This is a genomic window from Streptomyces sp. NPDC015139 (genome assembly GCF_043079785.1).
Classification (GTDB): domain Bacteria; phylum Actinomycetota; class Actinomycetes; order Streptomycetales; family Streptomycetaceae; genus Streptomyces; species Streptomyces albidocamelliae.
The window spans coordinates 25,419-49,641 of sequence record NZ_JBIBUW010000021.1 but is presented as its reverse complement, the minus strand read 5'-3'; the positions used below and the strand labels follow the sequence as shown (position 1 = coordinate 49,641).

The window sequence follows — 24,223 nt, the reverse complement described above, 5'->3', positions numbered from 1 at the left end:
CTGCGTTCCGGCCGACCGAGCCCGCGGTCGGGCCCGTTGCTGACAACCGACCCGAGCCGCTCGCCCGCCGGCTGCTCCGCCCTCCGCCGGTCCGCTCCGCGCCGGCGGCAGGGCTGTTCGCCGGCTCCGGCCGGTCGGGCCGTGGGCGGGCCGTTGTCGGCGGCCGGCCCGAGGCGGCTCGGCCGTCGTGCCCGGCCGATCGCGGTCCGAACGGCCGCCGGACTGTTCCGCGGCCGCCGGTCGTCCCGCACCGGCGGCAGGACCTGTTGCCGCGTGATCTCCAGCTGCTTTCCGGTCGGCCGAGCCGGCGGTCGGCCGTTGTCGGCGACCGCGGCGCGGTCGGGCCGAGGCGTTCGCCGTCGGTGGCGGGCTGCCAGGGCGGGCCCGGTGGTGGTCGGGCTGCTCAGTGGCCGCGCAGTTGGTGGCGTTTGCGCCAGGCCACCGCCGTGCCCACCAGCGCGGGTACGGCGATGCACGCCATCGCGATCAGGAAGGCGGGGGAGGTCGGGGCCGAGGCGCGGGCCCCGGCGACCGCGTAGGCGGCCGTGTTCGGGATCGAGCCGAGTGCCGTGGCCAGCAGGAAGGACAGCCAGCCCATGCGGGACACGGCGGCGCAGTAGTTCGCCGCCCAGAACGGCACCCCCGGGAACAGCCGCGCCACCATCATGGAGCGGAACCCGTGCCGGCTGAGCTGCCCGTCGGCCGCCTTCAGCCAGCGGCCCCGCAGCAGCGGGCGCAGCGCGTCCTGCCCGAGGAAACGGCCCAGTCCGAAGGCCACCCCGGCCCCGAGCACCGTGCCCGCCAGCGCCGTCGTCAGTCCCACCTGTGAGCCGAACAGGGCGCCCGCCGCCAGGTTCAGCAGGGGGCGCGGCACGAACGCCACGGTGCACAGGCCGTACGCCGCCCCGAACACGACGGCCGCGGCGGCCCCGCCGAGCTGCGGCGGCCAGCCGTGGGTCAGCAGCCGCTGCGGTTCGAACAGCAGCACGCACGCGGCGGCGGCCGCGAGCAGGGCGCAGAGCAGTGAGAGCCGGGCGTAGGGGGACAGCAGCACGCGTGTGCAGCGTGCGGCCGGTCCCGCGGGACGCAGCGGCGGCGGCACCGGGACGGTGAGCTCCGTGGCGGCGACCCGGGGAGAGGCCGTGGCGGTGCCAGAGCGGTTGGCATCGAGCATCCGGTGACATTAACCGACGAACGTGTCTGATCGCCGTATGGTTCGTCTCATGACCGTCACAGGCGCGGCCCCGCCGGACGTACCGAGCAGCGCTCTCGCCGACACCGTGCTGGACCGGCTGACCACCGCCTACGCGGCCGCGGCCGATCCCGGGCGGGCGGCCGTCATGGGGGCCTACATGAAGGACGTCACACCCTTCCTGGGCATCCCCACCCCCGCCCGCCGCGCCCTGTCGCGCACCGTGCTGGCCGGCATCGCGCGCCCCGACGAGGCCGACTGCACGGCGGTCGCCCTGCGCTGCTGGGCGCTGCCCGAGCGCGAATACCACTACTTCGCCGTCGACTTCCTGCGCCGGCACGCGGCCCGCTGCTCCCCGGGCTTCCTGCCGGTGACCCGGTACCTCGTCACGACCGTCCCCTGGTGGGACACCGTCGACCTGCTCGCCGCGCACGTCGTCGGCGCGCTGGTCGCCGCCGCCCCGGAACTCACCGCCGACATGGACGTCTGGATCACCGACGACGACCTGTGGGTGGCCCGCACGGCGCTGCTCCACCAGCTCCGCTACAAGGAACGCACCGACGCCGACCGGCTGTTCGCCTACTGCCTGCGCCAGTCCGGCCACCCCGACTTCTTCATCCGCAAGGCGATCGGCTGGGCGCTGCGCGAGTACGCCAAGACCGACCCCGGGGCCGTACGGGACCTGCTGACGCGGGAGCGGGGCCGGTTCGCCCCGCTGACCGTGCGGGAGGCGCTGAAGAACATCGGCGCCTGACCCGGCCGCGGCCGGTTCCCGCGCCCCGCCCACCGGCGGCTCGCGGTCCCACGCACCGTCAAAAACCATTCGACGCCGGACAAACCGTCGGCGATGATCGACGTCATGTTCCGGTACGCCTTCCTCCTCGCAGCATCCGCCGTCGCGGATGCGCCGAAGGCTGCCGTCCCGTTCCTCACGGCCGCTGTCGACGGCGCCCGAAGCTGACCCTCTCCGGATCGACCGGCGGACCCCGCAGGGGGAGGGTCGGCCACTCACCGGGGTCCCGCGTTCCCGTACGACCGGAGAGGCTCCGAGGTACAGCCATGTCCAAAACGGCCTACGTGCGCACCAAGCCGCACCTGAACATCGGCACCATGGGTCACGTCGACCACGGCAAGACCACCCTGACCGCCGCCATCACCAAGGTCCTGGCCGACCGCGGCACCGGCACGTTCGTGCCGTTCGACCGCATCGACCGGGCCCCGGAGGAGGCCGCCCGCGGCATCACCATCAACATCGCGCACGTCGAGTACGAGACCGACACCCGGCACTACGCCCACGTCGACATGCCGGGCCACGCGGACTACGTCAAGAACATGGTCACCGGCGCCGCGCAGCTCGACGGGGCCGTCCTCGTCGTCTCGGCGCTCGACGGGATCATGCCGCAGACCGCCGAGCACGTGCTGCTCGCCCGGCAGGTGGGCGTCGACCACATCGTGGTCGCGCTGAACAAGGCCGACGGCGCGGGGGACGAGGAGCTCGTCGACCTGGTCGAGCTGGAGGTCCGCGACCTGCTCACCGCGCAGGGGTACCCGGGCGACTCCGTCCCCGTCGTCCGTGTCTCCGGGCTGAAGGCGCTGGAGGGCGACCCGCGGTGGACGGCGTCCATCGAGGCGCTGCTCGACGCGGTGGACACCTACGTGCCGATGCCGGAACGGTACGTGGACGCCCCGTTCCTGCTGCCGGTGGAGAACGTGCTCACCATCACCGGCCGGGGCACGGTCGTCACGGGCGCCGTGGAGCGCGGCAGACTGCGCGTCGGGGACCGGGTGTCGGTGCTCGGCGCGGACGTCGAGACCGTGGTCACCGGTCTGGAGACGTTCGGCAAGCCGATGGACGAGGCGCAGGCCGGGGACAACGTGGCCGTGCTGCTGCGCGGGGTGCCCCGGGACGCCGTCCGTCGCGGGCACGTGGTGGCGGCGCCGGGCAGCGTGGTGCCGGCGCGGCGGTTCTCGGCCCGGGTGTACCTGCTGTCGGGGCGCGAGGGTGGTCGCACGACGCCGGTCGCCACCGGGTACCGGCCGCAGTTCTACATCCGTACCGCGGACGTGGTGGGGGACGTGGACCTCGGCGAGGCGGCCGTCGCCCGGCCGGGGGAGACGGTGCGGATGACCGTGGAGCTGGGCCGGGAGGTCCCCCTGGAGCCCGGGCTGGGGTTCGCCGTCCGCGAGGGCGGGCGGACCGTGGGAGCGGGGACCGTGACCGCCGTGGAGTGAGGGCGGCGAGTGCGCAGGACCGCGCGGGCGCGAGGACGGCCCGCGTGGTCCTCCGCGCTCCCGCGCCGGTGCGGTCACCGACAATGAAGGGGTGAACGCATCGATACCCGTGACCCGGGTCACCGACCACGGCACCGCCAAGCTGATGCCGGACGTCGACCGTGCGCGGGCCTGGCTGCTCACGGTCGACGGGGCACCGCAGTCGTACGTGGATCTCGACGACCCCGCGTACCTGGAGTTCGAGTACACGCGGCGGCTCGGATACGTCCTGGACGCCGTGGCCGAACAGGGGCGGCCGCTGCACGTCGTCCACCTCGGGGGAGGGGCGCTGACGCTGCCGCGCTACGTGGCCGCCACCCGGCCCGGCTCCCGGCAGGACGTGGTCGAGGCCGACGGAGCGCTGCTGGAACTGGTCGCCGAGTACCTGCCCCTGCCGCCGGACTCGGGTGTCACGCCGCACGCCGGCGACGCCCGGGCCTGGCTGGAGGCGGCCCCCGACGACCACGCCGACGTGCTGATCGCCGACGTCTTCGGCGGGTCACGGGTACCGGCCCACCTCACCACGCTCGCCTACGCCCGCGAGGCCGAGCGCGTGCTGCGCCCCGACGGGGTCTACCTGGCCAACCTCGCGGACGCGGCGCCGTTCGGCTTCCTGCGGTCCCAGCTGGCCGCGTTCGCCACGGTCTTCGAGGACCTCGCGCTCATCGCCGAGCCGGGGGTGCTGCGCGGGCGACGGTTCGGCAACGCCGTGCTCGTCGCCGCGCACCGGTCCCTCGACATCGCGGGGCCGGCCCGCCGGGCCGCCGCGGACGCCTTTCCCGCACGGGTCGAACACGGTGCGGCGGTGCGGGAGTTCATCGGGTCGGCCCGGCCGGTCGACGACGCGGACGCCGTGCCGTCACCCGAGCCCCCCGACGGCGCTTTCGGTATCGGCTGACGCCTGCGGGGCGGCGGCGACCGGCACGGTGCGGCGGGTCAGCGCTCTCGGCGGCGCAGGCCGGACCGGTGTCGAGTGAAGCGATGTGACGTCGACCACAGGGCACCGCCGACAAACCGTCTCGCTTAGTAGACGCACCATGGAAGACATCTAAGGATTTGTCCGTCTTGGCCCGGATGTGGATTTCGCCGCACGTCCTGGGACTCCCTCGGACGGTCCGCATGTCCCGTTGCCCTGTGACGTAAGGCTTCTGACGCTGCGACAGCCGTTCCCGTCTGCCCGCCATGTACGGACCGGGAGACCCGTGCCTGCCCCGGCGAGGTCCGGGGACCTACGAGGCGACGTAGTGGCGAGGACCCTTTGCGCTCTTGTCGAGCCGCTCCAAGAATGGCGCCCCACAGGACGTCGCCGCAGTTCGGAACCGGTGTTCACACGCCGACCGGGCACCGGGCGCCCGGCGTCACCGAGTGAGTAGGAGCCCACACATGAAGTCGTCCCGAACGCCCACGAGGCTCCTCGCCCTCGCTCTGGGTCTGGCCTCCAGCGCGCTGGGCGCGGCGGTGCCGGCCGGCGCCGTGACGGCCGACACCGCGTCCGCTGCCACCGGTGCCTCCGTGGCGCGGTACTCCGGGTCGGCTGAGGAGGCCGCGAACAACAAGGCGTTCTTCGAGGCCGTGCTCAAGTCCGTTGCCGAGAAACGTGCCACCCAGCCGAATGCGCAGGCGGTGACCGTCTACTACGACGCCTCGCAGGCACCGAGCTTCCGTTCGCAGATAGCGAGCGCGGCCTCGATCTGGAACAGCTCCGAGTCCAACGTCAAGCTGCAGGAGGCGTCGAGCGGTGGTGCCGACTTCTCCTACCGCGAGGGCAACGACCCGCGCGGGTCCTACAGCTCCACCAACAACCACGGAAGTGGCTTTGTGTTCCTCGACTACACCCAGAACCAGCAGTACGACTCGGTCCGCGTCGTCACTCACGAGACCGGGCACGTGCTGGGTCTGCCGGACGACTACGGCGGGCCGTGCAGCGAGCTGATGTCGGGAGGCACCGCCGGCCCGTCCTGCACCAATCGCTACCCGAACGTCACCGAGCGCTCCCGTGTCGACCAGCTGTGGGCAGGCGGACGCGCGCAGGACCCGGGCACGGCACGATCACCCGAAACCGCCGGACCGAACGCAGGCGGTGTGGCCGGTGGGGGCGAGGCACCGAACGGGGGCGATGCCCAGGCTCCCGGCACGCCCGCGATCACCGCGCCGGCACCCGCACCCGTCCTGATCCGAATCGGCTGATCCACGGCAACAGCAGATCACCGGGCCCTTCCACGACCGACAACAACCGTGACGTCCGCGTCACCTGACGCCCCCTCGTGCTGGTGGGGGAGCCGTTCACGCCCAGGCCGGTCACGACGGCGGCCGTGGTTCCAAACGGTTCCCCCTGGCGAATTGCCTTCGCCAACTCGCCGTGCGCCGTGCGTCTTTGACTGCGGTGACCGGTCCTTCTAGGGTGATCAAGTCATGTTCATGACTATTTGTCATGGCGATGACTTATTTGCTCGACAAAAGAAGAAAGGACCGTCATGCGCAAGCATGCCGCAGCCCTGCTCGGCACGGCGGCGCTCCTCGGCGCGGCCGTACCCGCCCTCGCCGCAGCGCCCGCCTCCGCGACCTCGTTCAGCTGCAACCCCGTCGCGCACCGCTACGTCGTGACCAAGGGCAAGGCGCCCGTGCACAAGACGCCCGCCGCGCGCGGCAAGGTGATCGGGCACGTGTACAAGGGGGCCAAGGTCGTCTCCAGGTACGAGTGCAAGAAGAGCGACGGCACCTGGGAGTGCATCGCCAGCTGTGAGGTCTCCGACAACGGCGCCCCCAAGCTGTACGGCCACTGGGTCTACCGCGGCTACCTGAAGGGCTGAGCCCTCCCGGGTCCACGGGCCGCCGTGACCGCGGCGGCCCGCGGACCCGGAGCGGTCACTCGTTCGTGGGCATGCCGTGCAGCCGGACCGTGGCGAGGACCTTGAGGACGCTCGCCTTGGGGACCTCACCCTTGGCGCCCTTCGCGCCGTAGAAGTTGAACGACACGTAGTTGTGCGCCGCGTTCTTGAAGCCGAAGGTGAGCGCCTTGCCGTCCGTCACGCACTTGCCCTTGCGCGGGGTGTGGGTCGACTGGGCCCACGCGTAGCTGCCCTCGACGCCCGAGGTGGTGGTGAAGGGGGTGGCCTTCTTGTCCCAGGAGATGCTCTTCTTGTCCGGCATGGTGTAGCCGCCGAAGACCCACCAGGGCGGGGTGTTGATCGCGATCTCGTCGGTGTTCTTCGCGGTGTTGGCGCCCTTCGTGCCCACCACCGCCAGCGGGGTGTCGCTGGTGCGGCCGTCCTTGTCGTCGTCCGAGGTGCACCACTTGGGCTTGTACTCGGCGCTGGCCGACACGGTGATGCCCTTCTGCTTCGGGTCGTCGAACTCGAAGCCGATGGCGAGGCCGGGCTGGTTCACCTGCCAGTCGGCGGGCACGTCGAAGGCGACGCCCCACTTGGTGTTCACGACGACCTTCCAGCCGGGGATGGTCGGCTTCTCGGCCTCGCCGCCGCGCGGGTTGTCCTCCGAGGCCGAGGCGGTCGGGTCGGACGCCGGGGCGGTGGGCGCGTGGGTCTTCTTCTGCCCGCCGCCCTTGCCGCCGTCCGCCTCGTCGTCCTTCGAGCCGCCGAGCACCAGATAGCCGGTGACGGCGGCGGTGACCACGACCGCCGTGGCCGCGATGATCGCGATCAGCTTGGTGCGGCCGCCACCGCCGCCCTGCGGGGGTGCGGGGACGGGCACCGTGGGGGGCTGCCCCCACTGCTGCCGGCCGTACGGGTCGGCCTGCTGCTGTCCGTACGGGCCCGCCTGCGGATACTGCTGAGGTCCGGGCTGCTGGTACGGGTTCTGCTGCTGGTAACCCGGCTGCTGGTACGGGTTCTGCTGCGGGTTCTGCGCGCCCCCTGGCGGCTGCTGATCTGGCCACATGGCCAGTAACACTAGTGCCGTCGCGTGCGGGGCGGAGCCACCGGCCCTCGTCGAGGTGCCCGGCGGGCCCGAGGAGGTGGCGTGAGTGTCGGCACAGGATCTGGTCAGGCGCTGCTACTCGTGAGTAACATGACGTCCATGAGCGCAGACCAGATGTCGATCGGCGAGATGCTCGCCGCCACCGTGCCGATGGCCCGGACCCTGAACCTGGAGTTCCTGGAGACCACTGCGGACAAGGCCGTGGTGTCCCTGCCGGACCAGGGCGAGTACCACAACCACGTGGGCGGACCGCACGCCGGCGCGATGTTCACGCTCGGGGAGTCGGCCAGTGGGGCGATCGTGCTGGCCGCCTTCGGGGACCAGCTCTCGCGTGCCGTACCGCTCGCCGTGCGGGCCGACATCGCCTACAAGAAGCTGGCGATGGGCGCCGTCACCGCGACCGCCACGCTGGGCCGTCCGGCCGCCGAGGTGGTCGCCGAGCTGGACGCCGGGCAGCGCCCGGAGTTCCCGGTGGCGATCGAGATCCGGCGCGCGGACGGCGCGGTGACCGGCGAGATGAGCGTCCTGTGGACGCTGCGGCCCATCGACCAGGAGAAGTGAGCCGCAGGTCCGCCACGGGGTCCCTCGCGGACCCCGTGGCCCGGACCCCGTGGCCCGGGCCCCTCGTCCGGCGACGGGTGGGACCTGAGCGGATCGCGGCCCCCGGCCCGCCGCCGTCTCAGGCCGCCCGGCCCCGTCCCCGGACGCCGTTGGACCCCGCGCCGCCGGTGCCACCGGGTTCCAGTGCGGCGACGAACTCCTTGAGCCAGGCGGTGAATTCCGGCCCCAGATCCGGGCGTGCGCACGCCATGCGGACCACCGTGCGCAGGTAGTCGGCCTTGTCGCCGGTGTCGTAGCGCGGGCCCGTGAAGACGACACCGTGCACGGTGCCCTCCGCCGCCAACTCCCGCAAGGCGTCCGTCAGCTGGATCTCGCCGCCGCGGCCCGGCGGAGTGCGCTCCAGGACGCCGAACACGGCCGGGTCCAGGACATAGCGGCCGATGACCGCGTACCGGCTCCGCGCGGTCCCGGGCGCCGGTTTCTCCACGAGGCCCGTCACCCGGACGAGGTCCGCCTCGTCCGTCGGCTCCACCGCCGCGCAGCCGTAGAGATGGATCTGTGAGGGGTCGACCTCCATCAGGGCGACCACGCTGCCCGCGTACCGCTCCCGGACCTCCAGCATCCGGCTGAGCAGGGTTTCGCCGGGGCCGATCAGATCGTCACCGAGGAGGACCGCGAAGGGCTGGTCCCCGACATGGTGACGGGCGCACAGCACGGCGTGGCCGAGACCGAGTGGGTCGCCCTGCCGGATGTGGTGGATGTCGGCGAGCCGCGCCGGATCGCGTACGGCGTCCAGGCGCACGGTGTCGCCCTTGGCCGCCAGCGCCTGTTCCAGCTCGAAGGCGTGGTCGAAGTGGTCCTCGATGGCCCGCTTGTGCCGGCCGGTGACCATCAGGACGTCGTCGAGCCCGGCCGCGGCCGCCTCCTCGACCACGTACTGGATGGCCGGCTTGTCGACGACGGGCAGCATCTCCTTCGGCGTGGCCTTGGTCGCGGGCAGGAACCGGGTGCCGAGACCGGCCGCCGGTACGACCGCCTTGCGGACCGTGCGGGCGGCGGCGGAGGGCGTGGTGGAGTGGGGGGCGATCATGGGGCCCATGCTGGGACACGCCCATGAGAGCGCGCCCGGAGAATCATGGGAACCGGCTGTGGAAGACGGGCCGCGTGCGGTGCGGAATTCGGAGATGTGGTGCGCCATCCCGCTTTCGCCGCACACCAGTTGACCGGCTGGTGACCGGCCCTCGGACGACCGTTCGGACCGTACCGACGGTAACCCTTGGATGATGGACCGACGTTGGCGCCGCGTCATTCGAAAATCTTGTTTCCTGTGATGCGCGTGTGCGAAGGTGAGCCTCCCCACGGGAGGGCCGAGGCAGGCGCCCGACGCCCGGGCCGGCCCTCAGGTACACACCAATCCGGCACTGCTTTCCGACAGGACACCCCACAGCGCACTCCGTCCTGCGGCTGGAAAGGAAATGGTTCCGTGCAGTCCCCCCACCCCCCACGTCCGCCGTATTCGCCACTGCCCGGTTCGACCGGGGAGTCCGACCGCACTCTCGTCGCCCAGCTCGCCGGTCCGCATGTGGCCCGTCACCACGCCGTCGCCCTGCTGCTCGCCCGGCACTGGCGGGCCGCCCGTGACTACGCCGTCGTCTGTCTGACCTCCGCCGGACCCACCGCCCACCTGGTGGCCACCGCCTCCTTCCACGAAGTCCTCGGCCGTATGGCGGGCGGCGCGGTCGGCGGAGCGCTGCGCCCCCAACTCCTGGTCGCCGTCCGGGACAGCGTCCGCGCCTGGGCGACGGACGAGACCGCCTGCGCCACCCTGCCGGAATTGCGCAGAACCGCCGGTGGCCGCGGACTCAGTGCGACAAAGCCCGGCACACCGGAAAGGCGACAGCTCGCCGAACGCGCTTTCCAAGCTCTTCCCGGCGCCTCGCAATGCCTTCTCTGGCATACCGAGGTCGAGGCGGAGCCCATAAACATACCCGCCGGTCTGCTGGGTATCGACGAGCCCACCGCGAGGGCTGCGCTGGAGCAGGCACGCGAACAATTCCGCACCGGTTGCGTACGCGCCCACCGCGAACTCGCGCCCTCCAGGGAATGCCGTTTCTACAACCGGCTCCTCGACGTCCCCATTCGGCGTGGCGGTGCTCTGCTTCCCGAGGTGCGCCGGCATCTCGCGGATTGCGGACACTGCCGGCACGCCGCCGAGCAGTTCGCCCACTTCGACGGCCGTCTCGGGGTCCTGCTCGCCGAGACCGTGCTCGGCTGGGGTGCCCGCCGTTACCTCGACTCGCGCCCCGGGCGCGCCGGGGCCGGGGAGGTCGAGCCGCGGGCGGAGGCGGACCGTCCGGTGAGCGGCGGCCGTCATCGCACCGGACCGCACGGCCGTCACCGTACGGCGCTGGCCGTCGGCGTCGGGCTGACCGCGCTCGCGCTGCTCGCCACCGTCCTCGTGACGCGGAGCTGGTCCGATGACAACGGTGTCCCCGGGCGGGGCACCGCCCGGCACTCCCCGGTCGGCGGCACGCCTCGCTCGACCGGGCCCGGCACCGGCGCGCGTTCCGCCGGCTCGTCCTCGGCGGCGTCGGCCGGTTCCGCCACCTCCGCCACCTCGGTCGGTGAGCCGGTGGAGGTCGCCCGCGGCAGACTGCGCGGCCTCGCCTCCGGGCTCTGCCTGGACGTGCGTGGCGACAGGCCGGCCCCGGGCGCGGGCGTACGGCTCGCGCACTGCTCGACGGCGGCCTCGCAGCAGTGGTCGTACCGGGTCGGCGGACTGCTGCGCAGCGCCGTTGACCCCGCCCTCTGCCTGGCGGCCGATCCCGGCGGGAAGGGCGTCGTGGTGGACGGCTGTGGGGTGCGCACGGCGGAGACGTCCTACGACATCACCGTGCGCGGGGAGTTCCTCCTTCGTGGGCACCCGGGCCTCGTGCTGACGCCGGGTTCGGGCGGGTCGGCCACCCGGGTGGGGATCGCGGACCGGAACGGCTCGCCGGCGCAGCGATGGCTGCTGGAGACGGGCGCGCACGGGCTGCCGCACTCCGACGGCGGAGCGCCGTCGCCACCGGCGCCGCAGGGCCGGCCGTCGCAGCCGGCGGAGGGTGGGGGCGGACGGGTGCCCGCAGGGCGAAGAGACGCCGATACGCCTCGCGTGACCCCCGAGGGGGAGAGCGGCGGCCCCGGGCAGGGTGACCCGGCTCCGCGCATCGCCCAGGCGGGCGCGGAGCATCAGCGGCGGCCGTCCGCCGGCGGTGGCGTGCCGGCGCCGGTCGGTGATCTCGTCGCCTCGGTCTCCGGCCGGCTGAGATCGCCCGTCGCGGGCGGGCTGACGCCGCCGCTTACCGGCGCTTCCGTACCGGCTGTCCTGGGCCCGTCCTCCGGCTGACACCGGAGGGCCCCGGCACGTCGTGAAGGGTCACCCCGAGGGGTGGCCCTTCGGGCTTTCCGGCTGGTGTACACGTACTGACCTGCGGATTCCCACAGGGCTCCGGATTGCCGACCCACCCGCCTGACGGTTCGTCAGTTACTGAGGACTTCCACCGGCCGGGTTCGCGCCACGGGGCGGAGGTCATGCGGAATTTACAGACGTCGTCCCGGTGTAGTGACGCGTTGCGTCCGCATGAGGGCGCGGTGAACGACGCGCACGCTTTGGCGGGCTTGTGCCGGTGTGACACCCCGCACCGGACCGCCGTACGGCGAGACCGGGCCGGTCAATTGCCAGGATTTCCGGCTCCTTGCGGGGAATTCGGCGGCCTGGCCGAATCGATGCCACCACGCACGAAATGGCTGCGGCGTCATTGACCCGCCAGTAAGTACCTCGCTAGTTTCCGTGGGCCTCGCACCAGAGCGTCCCGCCGCACAGACCCCCCACCGTGCTGTCTCGCCGATTGTGTCGGAGCATCATGACCTCCCTTGTGCGCGCCCATGACCTGATCCTGTGCCTCACCCCCTTCGGCGAGCCCGACGCCGCCCTCGCCGCCGCGGCCTGCGCCGCGGGCGCGCTCGGCGTCCTCGACCTGGGCACCGGCGACCGAAGATGCCGGGACGAACTCTCCAGACTGGGACGGGCCGCGCCGGGCCGGTTCGGCGTACGGGTCACTGGTCGCTGCGCCCTGGGTCCCGCCGAACTCGCCGGCGGCCCCGACACCGTGATCCTCGCACCTGACGCGCCCTGGCCTGTGCACCGACTCGGCTCCGAGTACCGGGTGTTGGCCGAGGTGACCGACTCGGGGCGGGCGCGGGAGGCCGTACGTGACGGTGCCCACGGACTGATCGCCCGGGGGGCCGAGGCCGGCGGCCGGGTCGGTGAGCTGAGCACCTTCGTCCTGCTGCAACAACTGCTCGCCGACAAGGAGTTGGCGGGCATCCCCGTCTGGGCGTGCGGGGGCGTCGGACCGCACACGGCTGCCGCCGCCGTCGCGGGCGGAGCGGCCGGGGTCGTCCTCGACAGCCAACTGGCGCTCCTGGCCGAATCCTCGCTGCCCGAGTCCGTGAGGGCCGCGCTGTGGTCCCTCGACGGCTCGGAGACCGTGGTGCTGGGCGGGCATCGGGTACTGCGCCGCCGCGGACCGGGCACGCCCCGGCCACCGGCCGACGATCCGGAGACCATCGCGCCCCTGCTGGGCGCCCGCGACCTGCGTGCCCAACTGCTCCCGGTGGGCCAGGACGGCTTCCTGGCCGCCCGGTTCGCCGACCGGTGGACGGACGTGCGCGGTGTGGTGTGCGCCGTGTCCGCGGCGATCCGAGGACTGGTGGCCGACGCGCCTCCGGCCGACGGAGCCGACCTGGTGAACGGCTCGGCTCCGGCCGACGGACCCGGACGGGAGGGCGCCGACCGGGAAAACGGAACCGCGGGACCGAACGGTGCCGCCGGGCCGAACAGCGCTGCCCGGCCGAACGACGGTGCCGGTGGACCGAACGCTGCCGCCGGGCCGAACAACCGCGCCGACGGACCGGACGGTGCCGGCGGACCCAGCGGCGCCGCCGGACCGCACGGCCGTGCCGACGCCGTACACCCCGCGTTCGCCGGTGCCCTGCGGCCCGGGTCCGTCATGAGCCGGGCCCTCGGTACCCGACTGCCGGTGGCGCAGGGGCCGATGACCCGCGTCAGTGACCAGGCGGGCTTCGCCGCGGCCGTCGCCCGTGACGGGGCCCTGCCCTTCCTGGCGCTGGCCCTCGCCGACGGCGAGCGGACCCGGTCGATGCTGACCGAGGCGCGAGCCGTGCTGGACGGCCGGCCCTGGGGCGTGGGCGTGCTCGGCTTCGCACCGGAGGACATCAGAAACGCCCAGCTCGAAGCCGTACGGGAACTGCGACCCACGCACGCGATCATCGCGGGCGGCCGGCCCGCCCAGGCCGAGGCGCTGGAGGGCGCCGGGATCCGCACGTTCCTGCACGTGCCGTCGCCGGGGCTGCTGCGGCAGTTCCTGGACGCCGGGGCACGCCGGTTCGTCTTCGAGGGCTCGGAGTGCGGCGGACACGTCGGACCCCGGGCCTCCTTCCCGCTGTGGGAGGCCCAACTCGCCGTCATCGAGGACTTCCTGGCCGAGACCGCGGGCCCCGGCGACGACGCGGCCCACGGCCTGGAGATCTTCTTCGCGGGCGGCATCCACGACGAGCGGTCGGCGGCCATGGTCGCCGCCCTCGCCGCGCCCCTCACCGCACGGGGTGCCGCGGTCGGCGTCCTCATGGGCACCGCCTACCTGTTCACCGAGGAGGCCGTCGCCCACGGCGCCGTCCAGCCGCTGTTCCAGCACCAGGTGCTCGTCGCCACCGCGACCGCGCTGCTGGAGACCGCACCCGGGCACGCGACCCGTTGTGTGCCCAGCCCCTTCACGCACGACTACCGTGACCGGGAAGCCGCGTTACGCACTACGGGCGTGCCCGACCGGGAGGTCTGGGAGGCGCTGGAGCGCCTCAACGTGGGCCGCCTGCGCATCGCCAGCAAGGGCCTCGAGCGCACCGCCGACGGCGCCCTGCGGGCCGTGGCCGAGGAACGGCAGCTCACCGACGGGATGTTCATGGCGGGCGAGGTCGCCGTTCTGCGCACGGCCACCACCGGCATGGCGGACCTGCACCGCTCCGTGACGGACGGCGCCGCCGACTTCCTCGCCGCACGCACCGCCCCACTCGCCCGGACCGCCGAGCTCGCCCGGGCCGCGCACGCCTCGTGGCCGAACCCCGGGTCCACGGCCGAACCGCTCCCTCCCGCACCGCTGGACGTCGCGATCGTCGGCATGGCCTGCATGTTCCCGCAGGCGCCCGACCTCGCCACCTTCTGGGCCAACGTCGTCTCCGGGCACGACGCCGTCACCGAGGTCCCGCCCGACCGCTGGGACCCCGCCGTGCACCACGCCGTCGGCAGCACGGCCTCCGTCTGGGGCGGCTTCCTGCCCCGCATCCCCTTCGACCCGCTGCGCTACGGCATCCCGCCCGCCTCCCTCGGCAGCATCGAACCCGTTCAGCTGCTCTCCCTGGAAGCGGCCCGCAGAGCACTGGACGACGCCGGATACGGCCAGCGGGGGCGGGAGTTCGACCGCTCGCGGACGTCCGTCGTCTTCGGTGCCGAGGCGGGCAGCGACCTGTCCAACGCCGTCACCCTGCGGGCCGTCCTGCCGGCGTACTACGGCAGGGTGCCCGACGGCCTGGACGAGCAGCTGCCCCGGCTGACCGAGGACTCCTTCCCCGGCATGCTCGCCAACGTCATCTCCGGCAGGATCGCCAACCGTCTGGACCTCGGCGGCGCCAACTACACCGTCGACGCCGCCTGCGCCTCCTCCCTCGCCGCCCTCGACGTGGCCTGCAAGGAGCTCGTCTCCGGCACCAGCGACGTCGTCCTGTGCGGCGGCGCCGACCTGCACAACGGCATCAACGACTACGTGCTCTTCTCCTCCGTCCACGCGCTCTCCCCGACCGGCCGGTCCCGCGCCTTCGACGCCTCCGCCGACGGCATCGCCCTCGGTGAGGGAGTGGCCTGCGTGGTCCTCAAGCGGCTCGCCGACGCCGAACGCGACGGCGACCGGATCTACGGCGTGGTCAAGGGCCTGGGATCCGCCAGCGACGGCCGCTCCCTCGGCCTGACCGCGCCCCGCCCCGAGGGCCAGCGGGCCGCGCTGGAACGCGCGTACCGCAACGCCGGTGTCTCACCCGCCGACGTCGGCCTCGTCGAGGCGCACGGCACCGGCACCGTCGTCGGCGACCGTACCGAACTCGCCGTACTGGGAGAGGTGTTCACCGAGGCCGGAGCCAGGACGGCGGGCTGCGCGCTGGGGTCCGTCAAGTCGCAGATCGGGCACACCAAGTGCGCCGCCGGCCTCGCCGGGCTGATCAAGACCACCCTCGCCCTGTACACCGGGGTCACACCGCCCACCGTGCACCTGGAGCGCCCCAACCCGGCCTGGGCGGAGGACGGCAGCCCGTTCGTCTTCCACACCCGCGCCCGGCCCTGGACGGCACCGGCCGCCGAACGTCTCGCCGGGGTCAGCGCGTTCGGCTTCGGCGGCACCAACTTCCACGCGGTGCTCTCCGCCCACGAGGGCGCCCATCCACCCCGGCGGACGATGGACGCCTGGCCGGCCGAGCTGTTCCTGTTCCGGGGACGGGACACGGCGGCGGCCCACCGCGAGGTCACGGAACTGCTCCGGGCCGCCGAGGCCGAGGGCCGCCCCTGGCGCCTGCGCGACCTGGCCCTCGCCGCGGCACGCCGGGCCGACACCTCGAACGAACCGGTCCGTGCCGCGCTCGTGTCCCGGGACACCGTGGAGCTGGCCGGACAGCTGCGCCGGATCCTCGCCGGGGAACACGATCCGGCTGCCGGAGTCCACCTCGCGGACAGGACCGACGGCGACGCGGTGCCGGACGGGCCCCGGCGCACCGATCCGGCGCCGGCCGGCAAGGTGGCCTTTCTGTTCCCGGGCCAGGGCAGCCAGCGGACCGGCATGCTCGGCGACCTGCTGATCGCCCTGCCCGAACTGCGCCACTACCTGCACCTCGGCCGCGTCCACGAGGACCTGATTTATCCGCCGGCCGCCTTCGACGACACCGCCCGTGAACGCCACCGCACCGCCCTGACCGACACCCGCACCGCACAGCCCGCGCTCGGCATCACCGGCCTGGCCGCCCACGGCTTCCTCACCGCCGCGGGCGTCCGGCCGGACATGGCGGCCGGACACAGCTACGGCGAACTCGCCGCGCTCGCCGCGGCCGGTGCCCTCGATCCGGAGACGCTGCTGGAGCTGAGCGCCGAGCGGGCCGGCGCGATCCTGGCCGCGGCCGGGGACGAGCCCGGCACCATGGCGGCCGTCGGCGCCGGCGCCGAGGACGTCGTACGAGCCCTTCGGGCGGCCGGGGCGCCCGGGTCGGTCGTCGTCGCCAACCTCAACTCGCCCGAACAGACCGTGATATCGGGACCCACGGCGGACGTGGAGAGCGCCGTACGCCTGCTGCGCACCGCCGGTCTCGGCGCCCGCCGCATCCCCGTGGCCTGTGCCTTCCACAGCCCGCTGGTGTCCGCGGCGGGGGAGCGGTTCGCCGAGGTCCTCGCGGACAGGACCGTACGGCCGCCCGAGTTCCCGGTGTGGGCCAACCGCACCGCCGCGCCGTACCCGCACGACCCCGACGCGGTGCGTGCCGAACTCGCCGCGCAGATCGGGTCCCCCGTCGGATTCGCCGCGCAGATCCGGGCGATGTACGCGGCGGGCGCGCGCACCTTCGTCGAGGCGGGCCCGGGCACGGTGCTCACCCGCCTCGTCGGGCAGATACTCGGCGACCGCCCGCACCGCACGATCGCCTGCGAACCACGTGCGGACAGCGGCCTGCCCGGCTGGCTCGACGCCCTCGCCCGCCTGGCCGTCGCGGGACTCCCCGTGCAGAGCGCCTGGCTGCTGAGGGGACGCGACACCGTCGACGCACTGCACACGCCGGCACCCGAGCGGCCCGGCTGGACGGTCGACGGTCACCTCGTCCGCACCGCCGACGGAGCCCTCCTGCCCGGTGCCCTCGCACCGGCCCGACGAGTCCTGGAGACGACTGTGACGACCGACCAGCCGTACGGCGCCCCCGCCGACCGGGACGCCCTGATCTCCGAGTTCCTGCGCACCAGCCGGGAGATGATCGCCGCCCAGCGCGATGTGCTGCTCACCTACTTCGGTGCCGAACCGGCGGCGCCCGCCGCACCACCCCTCCCGCCCCGGCAACTGCCCGCGGCACCCGTCCGGCACGCCGTGGCGCCACCGGAGCCCGAGCCCGCGGCGGCCGACGGTGACGCCTGCGGGCCGGACGTCGAACGGCTCGTCCTGGAGATCATCAGCGAACGCACCGGCTATCCCGTCGACATGATCGAGCCGGACCTCGACCTGGAGGCGGACCTGAGCATCGACTCCATCAAGCGGGCCGAGATCGCCGGTGAACTCGCCAAGCGGCTGGGCATCGCGGACGGGGCACGGGTCCTGGACGATGCCGAGCTGGAGGAACTGGCCAGGGCACGTACGGCGGCGGCGGTGACGAGCTGGCTCACGGCGCGGACGGGAGCCGATCCGGACGGCGGTGGCCAGGCGGATCCACCGGTCGAGCGGCGGTCCGAGGCCCGCGACGACGGGCAGGCGCGGGCCATGGCACGAGCCGAGGAGCGGATCGAGGGGCTGGAGGTCGCGGCTCCCCGCCGTCTGGAACTGCGGCCCGTTCCGCTCCCGGCACCGGAGGTTGCCGATCCGGACCGGGTCCTGGCAGGACGCCGGTTCGTCCTCCTCGGCGGCGGTACCGGCGACGGCGAGGGGCCCGGCGCGGACGAGCCCGCTCCCGAACGCGGCACCGGAAACGTGGCCGAGGCCGTCGCGACACGACTCACCGGGCACGGCGCCGACGTCCGGCTCCTCGGCCGCGGCCACCTCCTCGATGCGGGCGACCCCACGCCCGACGGCCCGCTCGACGGCGTGGTGTACCTGGGCGCGCTCACCGGCCCGGACGCCCCGGTGCTGCCCGACGCCTTCCCGGTGCTGCGGGCGGCGCTGGCACGCGGACCGCACCGGCTGCTCGCGGTCCGCACCGCCGACCGGACCGGGTCAGCGCGGTCCGCCGGACTCGACGGCCTGTTCCGCACCGTCGCACGCGAGTACCCGGACCTCCTGGCCCGCGTCGTCGCCGTCCACGACGGCTCGGCTCCGGCCGTCGCCGACGCCGTACTCGCCGAACTGCTCGCCCCCGAACCGGCCCCCGTCGTCCTGCGCACGGCGGACGGAGCCCGACAGGGTCTGGAGCCGGTGCCCGCACCGCTCGGCCCGCTCGGCAGCACCGGCGCCGGGCCGGCCGGCGAGGGCGCGGCCGAGGCCGCGGCGCTCGGTCTCGACCGTGACTCCGTCGTGCTGCTGGTCGGCGGCGCCCGCGGCATCACCGCGAGATGCGCGGCCACGCTCGCCGCGGCCGCCCGGTGCCGCATCGAACTGCTCGGCCGCACCCCGGCACCCACCGGCCCCGAGCCCGCGTCGACCGCGACTGCCCGCACCCCCGTCGAACTGCGGGCCGCTCTCGCCGCCGCGCCCGGCGCGCCGAAGCCCGCCGAGATCAACCGGGCCGCCGGACTGGTCCTCGCCCAGCGCGAGATCACCGCGACCCTGGCCGAACTCACCCGGCTCGGCAGCTCGGCCCGCTACCGCTCGGTGGACTTCCGCGAGCGGGACGCCGTCCTCCAGGCGGTCAAGGAGATCCACGCCGAACACGGCCGGCTCGACGGTGTCGTCTTCGCCGCCGGTGTCATCGAGGACCGGCTCATCGCCGAGAAGACCCCCGAGTCCTTCCAGCGCGTGTTCGGCACGAAGACGGCGGGTGCCGCCGCACTGTTCGCCGCGCTGGACGACCTGCCCTCCGCACCCGCGTTCACCGTGCTGTTCGGCAGCATCGCCGCCGTCCTCGGCAACCGCGGCCAGGCAGACTACGCCGCCGCCAACGACGCCCTGGAGACCCTCGGCGCGCAATGGGCCGCCCGCACGGGCAACCGGGCGCTCACCGTGCACTGGGGCCCGTGGGCACCGTCCGGTACCCACACCGGCATGGTCGGCGCGGAACTCGGCCGCGAGTACGCCCGGCGCGGGGTACGGCTGATCGACCCCGACGAGGGCACCGCCGCCCTGCTGCGGGAACTCGCCTGGGGCGACCCGGCGGTCCGTGCCGTCGTCCACACCGCGTCGGGCTGGTGAGATGACGCAGACCCAGACACCCGTCGCCATCGTCGGGATGGCGGTGCTGCTGCCCGGCGCGCCCGGCCTCGACGCCTACTGGCGCAACCTGCGGGACGGCGTCGACGCGATCCGGGACGTCCCCGCCGACCGCTGGGACGCCGACTACTACGATCCCGGCTCCGTCGCCGGGCCCGCCGCCCCCGACCGCGTGTACTGCCGTCGCGGGGGCTTCGTGGACGGCCCGGCCGAGGTGGAGGTCACCCGCTACGGCATCATGCCCGCGTCCGTGCCCGGCACCGAGCCCGACCAGCTGATCGCCCTGGACGTCGCCGCCGCGGCGCTCGCCGACGCGGGCGGCGCGGAACGGCTGCCCGAGCGGCACCGGGTCGGAGTGACCCTGGGCCGCGGCGGCTACCTCACCCCCGGCCTGGCCCGGCTGGACCAGCGGGTACGGACCGCCCGCCAACTGGTCCGCACCCTGGGCGAATTGCTGCCCGAGCTGTCGGGCGCCCAACTGGACCGCGTGCGGGCGGCGTTCACCGAGCGGCTCGGTCCCGACAGCCCCGACTCGGCGATCGGACTCGTCCCCAACCTCGCGGCCTCCCGCATCGCCAACCGGCTCGACCTGCGCGGCCCCGCCTACACCGTGGACGCGGCCTGCGCCTCCTCACTGGTCGCCGTCGACCAGGCGGTCACCGAACTCGCCGTCGGACGCTGTGACGTGATGCTGGCCGGGGGAGTGCACCACTGCCACGACATCACCCTCTGGAGCGTCTTCTCCCAGCTCCGCGCCCTCTCCCCGAGCCAGCGCATCCGGCCCTTCCACCGCGACGCCGACGGCATCCTGATCGGGGAGGGCACCGGCGTCGTCGTCCTCAAACGGCTCGCGGACGCCGAACGCGACGGCGACCGCGTCTACGCCGTGATCCGCGGGACGGGCGTGGCCGGCGACGGCCGTACGGCCGGCCTCGTCAGCCCCGACCCGGGCGGGCAGGCCAGGGCCGTGCGGCAGGCCTGGCGGGCCGCCGGGCTCGACCCCGCCGCCCCCGGCTCGATCGGCCTGCTGGAGGCCCACGGCACCGCCACACCCGCCGGGGACGCGGCCGAACTCACCACGCTCACCACGGTGTTCGGCCCCAGCGAGGCCCACGGCGACGGCGAGCGCCCGGTCCTCGGCTCCGTGAAGTCGATGATCGGCCACACCATGCCGGCCGCCGGGGTGGCGGGCCTGGTCAAGGCGGCCCTCGCGCTGCACCACGGCACCTTGCTGCCCACCCTGCACTGCGACGACCCCCACCCCGCGCTCGCCGGCACCCGCTTCCGCACCCTGGAGCGTGCCGCCCCCTGGGAGACCGACGCGGGCCGGCCGGTCCGCCGGGCGGCCGTGAACGCCTTCGGCTTCGGCGGGATCAACGCCCACGTGGTGCTGGAGGAACCGCCACGGGCGCGTTCAACCCCGGCGCCCGCCGCGCAGCCGGCCCCGGCCTCCGTCAGCGTGGCCGAGCCCGAGCGCGTCCTGCTGCTCGCCGCCGGGCACCCGGACGGCCTCGCCGCCTCCCTCGCGGCCGACGACCATGCCGTCCTCGCCGCCGGACTCGACCCCGTGCGGCCCCACCCGGACGCCGGTCCCGTCCGGCTCGGTGTAGTGGACCCGACCGCCAAGCGGCTCGCCCTGGCCCGCCGCGCGCTCGCCAAGGGCCGTGCCTGGCAGGGGCGCAACGACGTCTGGTTCCGGCCCGGCCCCCTGCTCGGCCCTGCCCGCGGGGGCAAGCTGACCTTCGTCTTCCCCGGCCTGGAGGGCGACTTCACACCACGCACCGACGACATCGCCGCCCACTTCGGCCTGGCGCCGGTCTCCGACACCGGCACCGGCCCGGACGTACGGGTCGACGACGTCGGACGGCACGGCTTCGGCGTGGTGGGCGTGGGCCGGCTGCTCGACCGGGCGCTGCGCCGCATGGGCGTCGCACCGGACGCGGTCGCCGGGCACAGCGTCGGTGAGTGGACGGCGATGGTGGCCGCCGGGATGTACTCGGCCGCCGAAGTGGACGCCTTCATGGCGGAGTTCGACCCGGACACGGTGACCGTCCCCGGTCTCGCCTTCGCGGCCGTCGGCGCGTCCGCCGCACAGGTCCGCGCCGCGCTCGCCGAGTCCTGGACGGGCTCCGGGATCGTCCTCTCCCACGACAACGCACCACGCCAGTCCATGGTGTGCGGGCCGGACGCGGCGGTGGAGGACTTCGTACGGTCGTTCCGCGCGCGGGGCGTGATCTGCCAGGTGCTGCCCTTCCGCTCCGGCTTCCACACACCGATGCTCGAACCGTACCTGGCCCCCATCGAGCGGGCAGCCGAACGCTTCCGGCTCCACCCGCCGACGGTGCCGGTCTGGTCCGGGACCACCGCGGCGCCCTTCCCCGAGGCCGAGTCGGCGGTGCGGCGGCTGTTCGTGCGGCACCTGCTGGAACCCGTCCGCTTCCGCGCACTCGTCGAGGCCCTGTACGCCGACGGGCATCGCGTCTTCGTCCAGACCGGGCCGGGCAGGCTCACCTCCCTGATCGGCGACACCCTCGGCGACCGCGACCACCTGGCCGTCGCCGCCAACTCGGCCCACCACGGCGGGCTGGCCCAACTGCGGCGCGCGGCCACGGCGTTGTGGACGGCGGGCGCGGCAGTGGCCCCGGCCGTCCCCGCGCTCACACCGTCGCCCCGGCCCCCTGTCGCACACCTGCCGTACGCGGAGCAGCCGCCGCCGGGCGAGCGGCCGATGCCCGCCGAGCACGTACCGGGCCGTCCGACGGCGTCCCGGCCTCCCGCCGGACGCCCCCCGGTGCGGCTCGACCTCGGCGGCGCCCTCGTGTCGCTGGACGGACCCGGCCTCGCCGACCTGCGCGCGGACCTGCGGCCCGTCGCGCACACGGCGGGCGTGCCCGCCGCGCTGGACGGACTCGCCACGCGCTTCCCGGCCGCCGCGGAACTCACGGCCCTGCTCCAGGACACCGCGGACACGGCGGCGCGGCTGATCGCGGCGCACGACGGGCGCAACACGGCGCCCGCCGTTCCGGCGCGCCCGGAGACGGCGGCGGCCGCGAGCCGGAACCCGCCCACGGACACCACACCGGTATCACCGCCAAAACGGGCGGCCGGCTCCGCCGTCACCACCCTCCGCGTCTCCCCGCAGACCATGCCCCACCTCCTCGACCACTGCTTCTTCCCGCAGCGTCCCGGCTGGCCGGAGGTGGCGGACCGCTGGCCGGTGGTGCCCGCCACCACGATCGTGCGGCACATGACGGACGCGGCGGAGCGGGCGAGACCCGGGCTGCGGGCGGTCGCCGTGCACGGGGCCCGGTTCGACCGGTGGCTCACCGCGACACCCCCGGTCGACGTGGCGGTCGCCGTCACCCCGGTGCCCGGGCACCCCGACCGGGTGGAGGTCACGTTCGGGCCGACGGCACGCGCCGTGGTCGAACTCGCCCCGCACCACCCGGCACCGCCTCCGCCCCACCCCCTCCCGGACACCCCCGAGCGCGTCCCGGACCACACGGCCGCCCAGCTCTACCGGGACCGCTGGATGTTCCACGGCCCGGGATTCCAGGGCCTGACGGAGCTGACCGCGATCGGCGAGCGGCACATCCGGGGCGTGATCACCGCACCCGCGGCACCGGGCGCCCTGCTGGACAACGTGGGCCAGCTCCTCGGCTACTGGATCATGGCGACCCGTACCGAGCGGACCGTCGTCTTCCCCGTCCAGATCGGGCAGTTGCGCTTCCACGGACCTCACCCGGCGCCCGGCACCAAGGTCCGCTGCCTGGTGCGGATCACCTCGCTCACCGACACCCTGCTGGAGGCGGACGCCGAGCTGACCGCGGGCGGCAGGGTGTGGGCCGTGCTCGGCGGCTGGCAGGACCGCCGCTTCGACAACGACCCGACGACCAGGCCGGTCGAACGCTTCCCCGAGCGCCACACCCTGTCCGCGGCCCGGACCGGCGGCTGGGCCCTGGTGCACGAGCGGTGGCCGGACCTCGCCTCACGCGAGCTGATCATGCGCAACTCGCTGGGCGGTGCGGAGCGGGCCGAGTACGCGGGCCGGCCACCGCGCGGCCGCCGGCAGTGGCTGCTGGGCCGGATCGCGGTCAAGGACGCCGTACGGCAGTGGCTCTGGCAGCACGGCGAAGGGCCCGTCTTCCCGGCCGAGATCCAGGTCCGCAACGACGCACTCGGCCGCCCCTACGTCACCGGGGTGCACGGCCGCACCCTGCCCCCGCTGGACGTGTCCCTCGCCCACCGGGCCGAGGCGGGTGTGGCGATCGTACGGCCGCACTCTCCCCGCCCCGGCCCGGGCATCGACGTCGAGGAGGTCACCGACCGTGACCCGGCGACCCTCGGTACCGCGCTGGGCCCGGCCGAACTGCGGCTCCTGCGGGACCGGTCGGCGGACGGACCCGGAGCCGGGGCCCTGTGGTTCACCCGCTTCTGGGCCGCCAAGGAAGCGGTCGCGAAGGCCGAGGGCGTCGGATTCGGCGGCCGTCCCCGGGACTTCACCGTGCTGGAGGCCGCCCCGGACGGCGGCAGGCTGCTCGTCGCCGGCCGCCTGGAACGCGCCTACACCGTGCACTGCGCACCCGCGCACAACCCACCCGCCCTGCCGGCGCGCGGCTACGTGGTGGCCTGGACGACCGGGCCCGCGGCCGACGACGGACGAGCCGACCACGGTCGGGACCACGGTCCGGACCGAGGACAACCCCCCACCGCAGCCGAGGAGAACGCCCGATGAACCCCATCCAGCCGGCCCCGGCGCGGCACACCACGGACACCGTGCTCGCCGACGTCACCGGCATGCTCCGCACGGTGCTGGCGGAGTACGGCGACGACGACGTGGCGATCGGCATGGCCACCTCCTTCAACCGTGACCTGGAGCTGGAGAGCATCGACCTCGTCACGCTGGCGGGCCTGCTGGAGGAGCGGTACGGGGAGCGGGTCAACCTCGCCGAGTTCCTGGCCGGCATGGAGTTCGACGAGATCATCGAGCTGACCGTCGGCCGCCTCGTGGACCACGTGGTGCGGAGCCTGACGACGGCCCAGGCGGGCTGAG

Annotated in this window: 12 protein-coding genes and 1 pseudogene; 10 read left to right on the top strand and 3 right to left on the bottom strand. The window is 74.2% G+C overall.

Going from position 1 to position 24,223, the window contains the following annotated elements; all coding sequences use genetic code 11:
* Positions 1–403: 403 nt before the first annotated feature.
* On the bottom strand, positions 404–1,174 hold the full coding sequence (locus tag ACF08B_RS35695; protein WP_392321202.1) for a TVP38/TMEM64 family protein: 771 nt from the start codon (positions 1,172–1,174) through the stop codon (positions 404–406).
* A 49-nt stretch (positions 1,175–1,223) separates the two neighbouring features.
* Here ACF08B_RS35695 and ACF08B_RS35690 point away from each other — a divergent pair, with 49 nt between their 5' ends.
* From ACF08B_RS35690 to ACF08B_RS35670, 5 genes and pseudogenes are all read left to right on the top strand, one after another.
* On the top strand, positions 1,224–1,946 hold the full coding sequence (locus ACF08B_RS35690) for a DNA alkylation repair protein (RefSeq protein WP_392321201.1): 723 nt from the start codon (positions 1,224–1,226) through the stop codon (positions 1,944–1,946).
* A gap of 305 nt (positions 1,947–2,251) precedes the next feature.
* Positions 2,252–3,424 (top strand): elongation factor Tu, encoded by a 1,173-nt coding sequence (gene tuf / locus ACF08B_RS35685; protein ID WP_392321200.1) that lies wholly within the window; start codon positions 2,252–2,254, stop codon positions 3,422–3,424.
* A 91-nt stretch (positions 3,425–3,515) separates the two neighbouring features.
* Positions 3,516–4,361, top strand: coding sequence for a spermidine synthase (locus ACF08B_RS35680; protein WP_392321199.1), 846 nt, complete (start codon positions 3,516–3,518; stop codon positions 4,359–4,361).
* Between the two features lie 485 nt (positions 4,362–4,846).
* Positions 4,847–5,494 (top strand): annotated as a pseudogene (gene snpA / locus ACF08B_RS35675) (snapalysin); the annotation flags it as partial.
* A 443-nt stretch (positions 5,495–5,937) separates the two neighbouring features.
* Entirely contained in the window at positions 5,938–6,273 is a 336-nt protein-coding gene (locus ACF08B_RS35670) for a hypothetical protein (protein WP_093479344.1), read from the top strand.
* A 55-nt stretch (positions 6,274–6,328) separates the two neighbouring features.
* Here the strand turns inward: ACF08B_RS35670 and ACF08B_RS35665 are convergent, their stop codons facing one another.
* Positions 6,329–7,360 (bottom strand): hypothetical protein, encoded by a 1,032-nt coding sequence (locus tag ACF08B_RS35665; protein ID WP_392321198.1) that lies wholly within the window; start codon positions 7,358–7,360, stop codon positions 6,329–6,331.
* Positions 7,361–7,489: 129 nt separating this feature from the next.
* On the opposite strand from ACF08B_RS35665, the gene ACF08B_RS35660 reads away from it, so the two are divergent.
* Entirely contained in the window at positions 7,490–7,960 is a 471-nt protein-coding gene (locus ACF08B_RS35660; protein ID WP_093479346.1) for a DUF4442 domain-containing protein, read from the top strand.
* A 118-nt stretch (positions 7,961–8,078) separates the two neighbouring features.
* On the opposite strand, the gene galU is transcribed toward ACF08B_RS35660, so the two are convergent.
* Positions 8,079–9,050, bottom strand: a complete 972-nt coding sequence (galU, locus tag ACF08B_RS35655) for a UTP--glucose-1-phosphate uridylyltransferase GalU (RefSeq protein ID WP_392321197.1) — start codon at positions 9,048–9,050, stop codon at positions 8,079–8,081.
* Positions 9,051–9,443: 393 nt separating this feature from the next.
* Between galU and ACF08B_RS35650 the strand changes: the two genes are divergently transcribed.
* The 4 genes from ACF08B_RS35650 (at position 9,444) to ACF08B_RS35635 (ending at position 24,222) form a co-directional block, all read left to right on the top strand.
* Positions 9,444–11,348, top strand: a complete 1,905-nt coding sequence (locus ACF08B_RS35650; RefSeq protein WP_392321196.1) for a ricin-type beta-trefoil lectin domain protein — start codon at positions 9,444–9,446, stop codon at positions 11,346–11,348.
* 517 nt (positions 11,349–11,865) lie between these two features.
* A complete protein-coding gene (locus tag ACF08B_RS35645) occupies positions 11,866–19,152 on the top strand; it encodes an SDR family NAD(P)-dependent oxidoreductase (RefSeq protein ID WP_392321195.1) in 7,287 nt (2,428 codons plus the stop codon).
* 1 nt (position 19,153) lies between these two features.
* Entirely contained in the window at positions 19,154–23,905 is a 4,752-nt protein-coding gene (locus ACF08B_RS35640) for a beta-ketoacyl synthase N-terminal-like domain-containing protein (protein WP_392321194.1), read from the top strand.
* Positions 23,902–24,222 carry an acyl carrier protein gene (locus ACF08B_RS35635; protein WP_392321193.1) on the top strand — a complete coding sequence of 107 codons (321 nt, stop codon included), beginning with the start codon at positions 23,902–23,904 and terminating at the stop codon, positions 24,220–24,222. The genes ACF08B_RS35640 and ACF08B_RS35635 overlap by 4 nt, the downstream gene beginning before the upstream one ends.
* The last annotated feature ends 1 nt before the right edge of the window (position 24,223 follow it).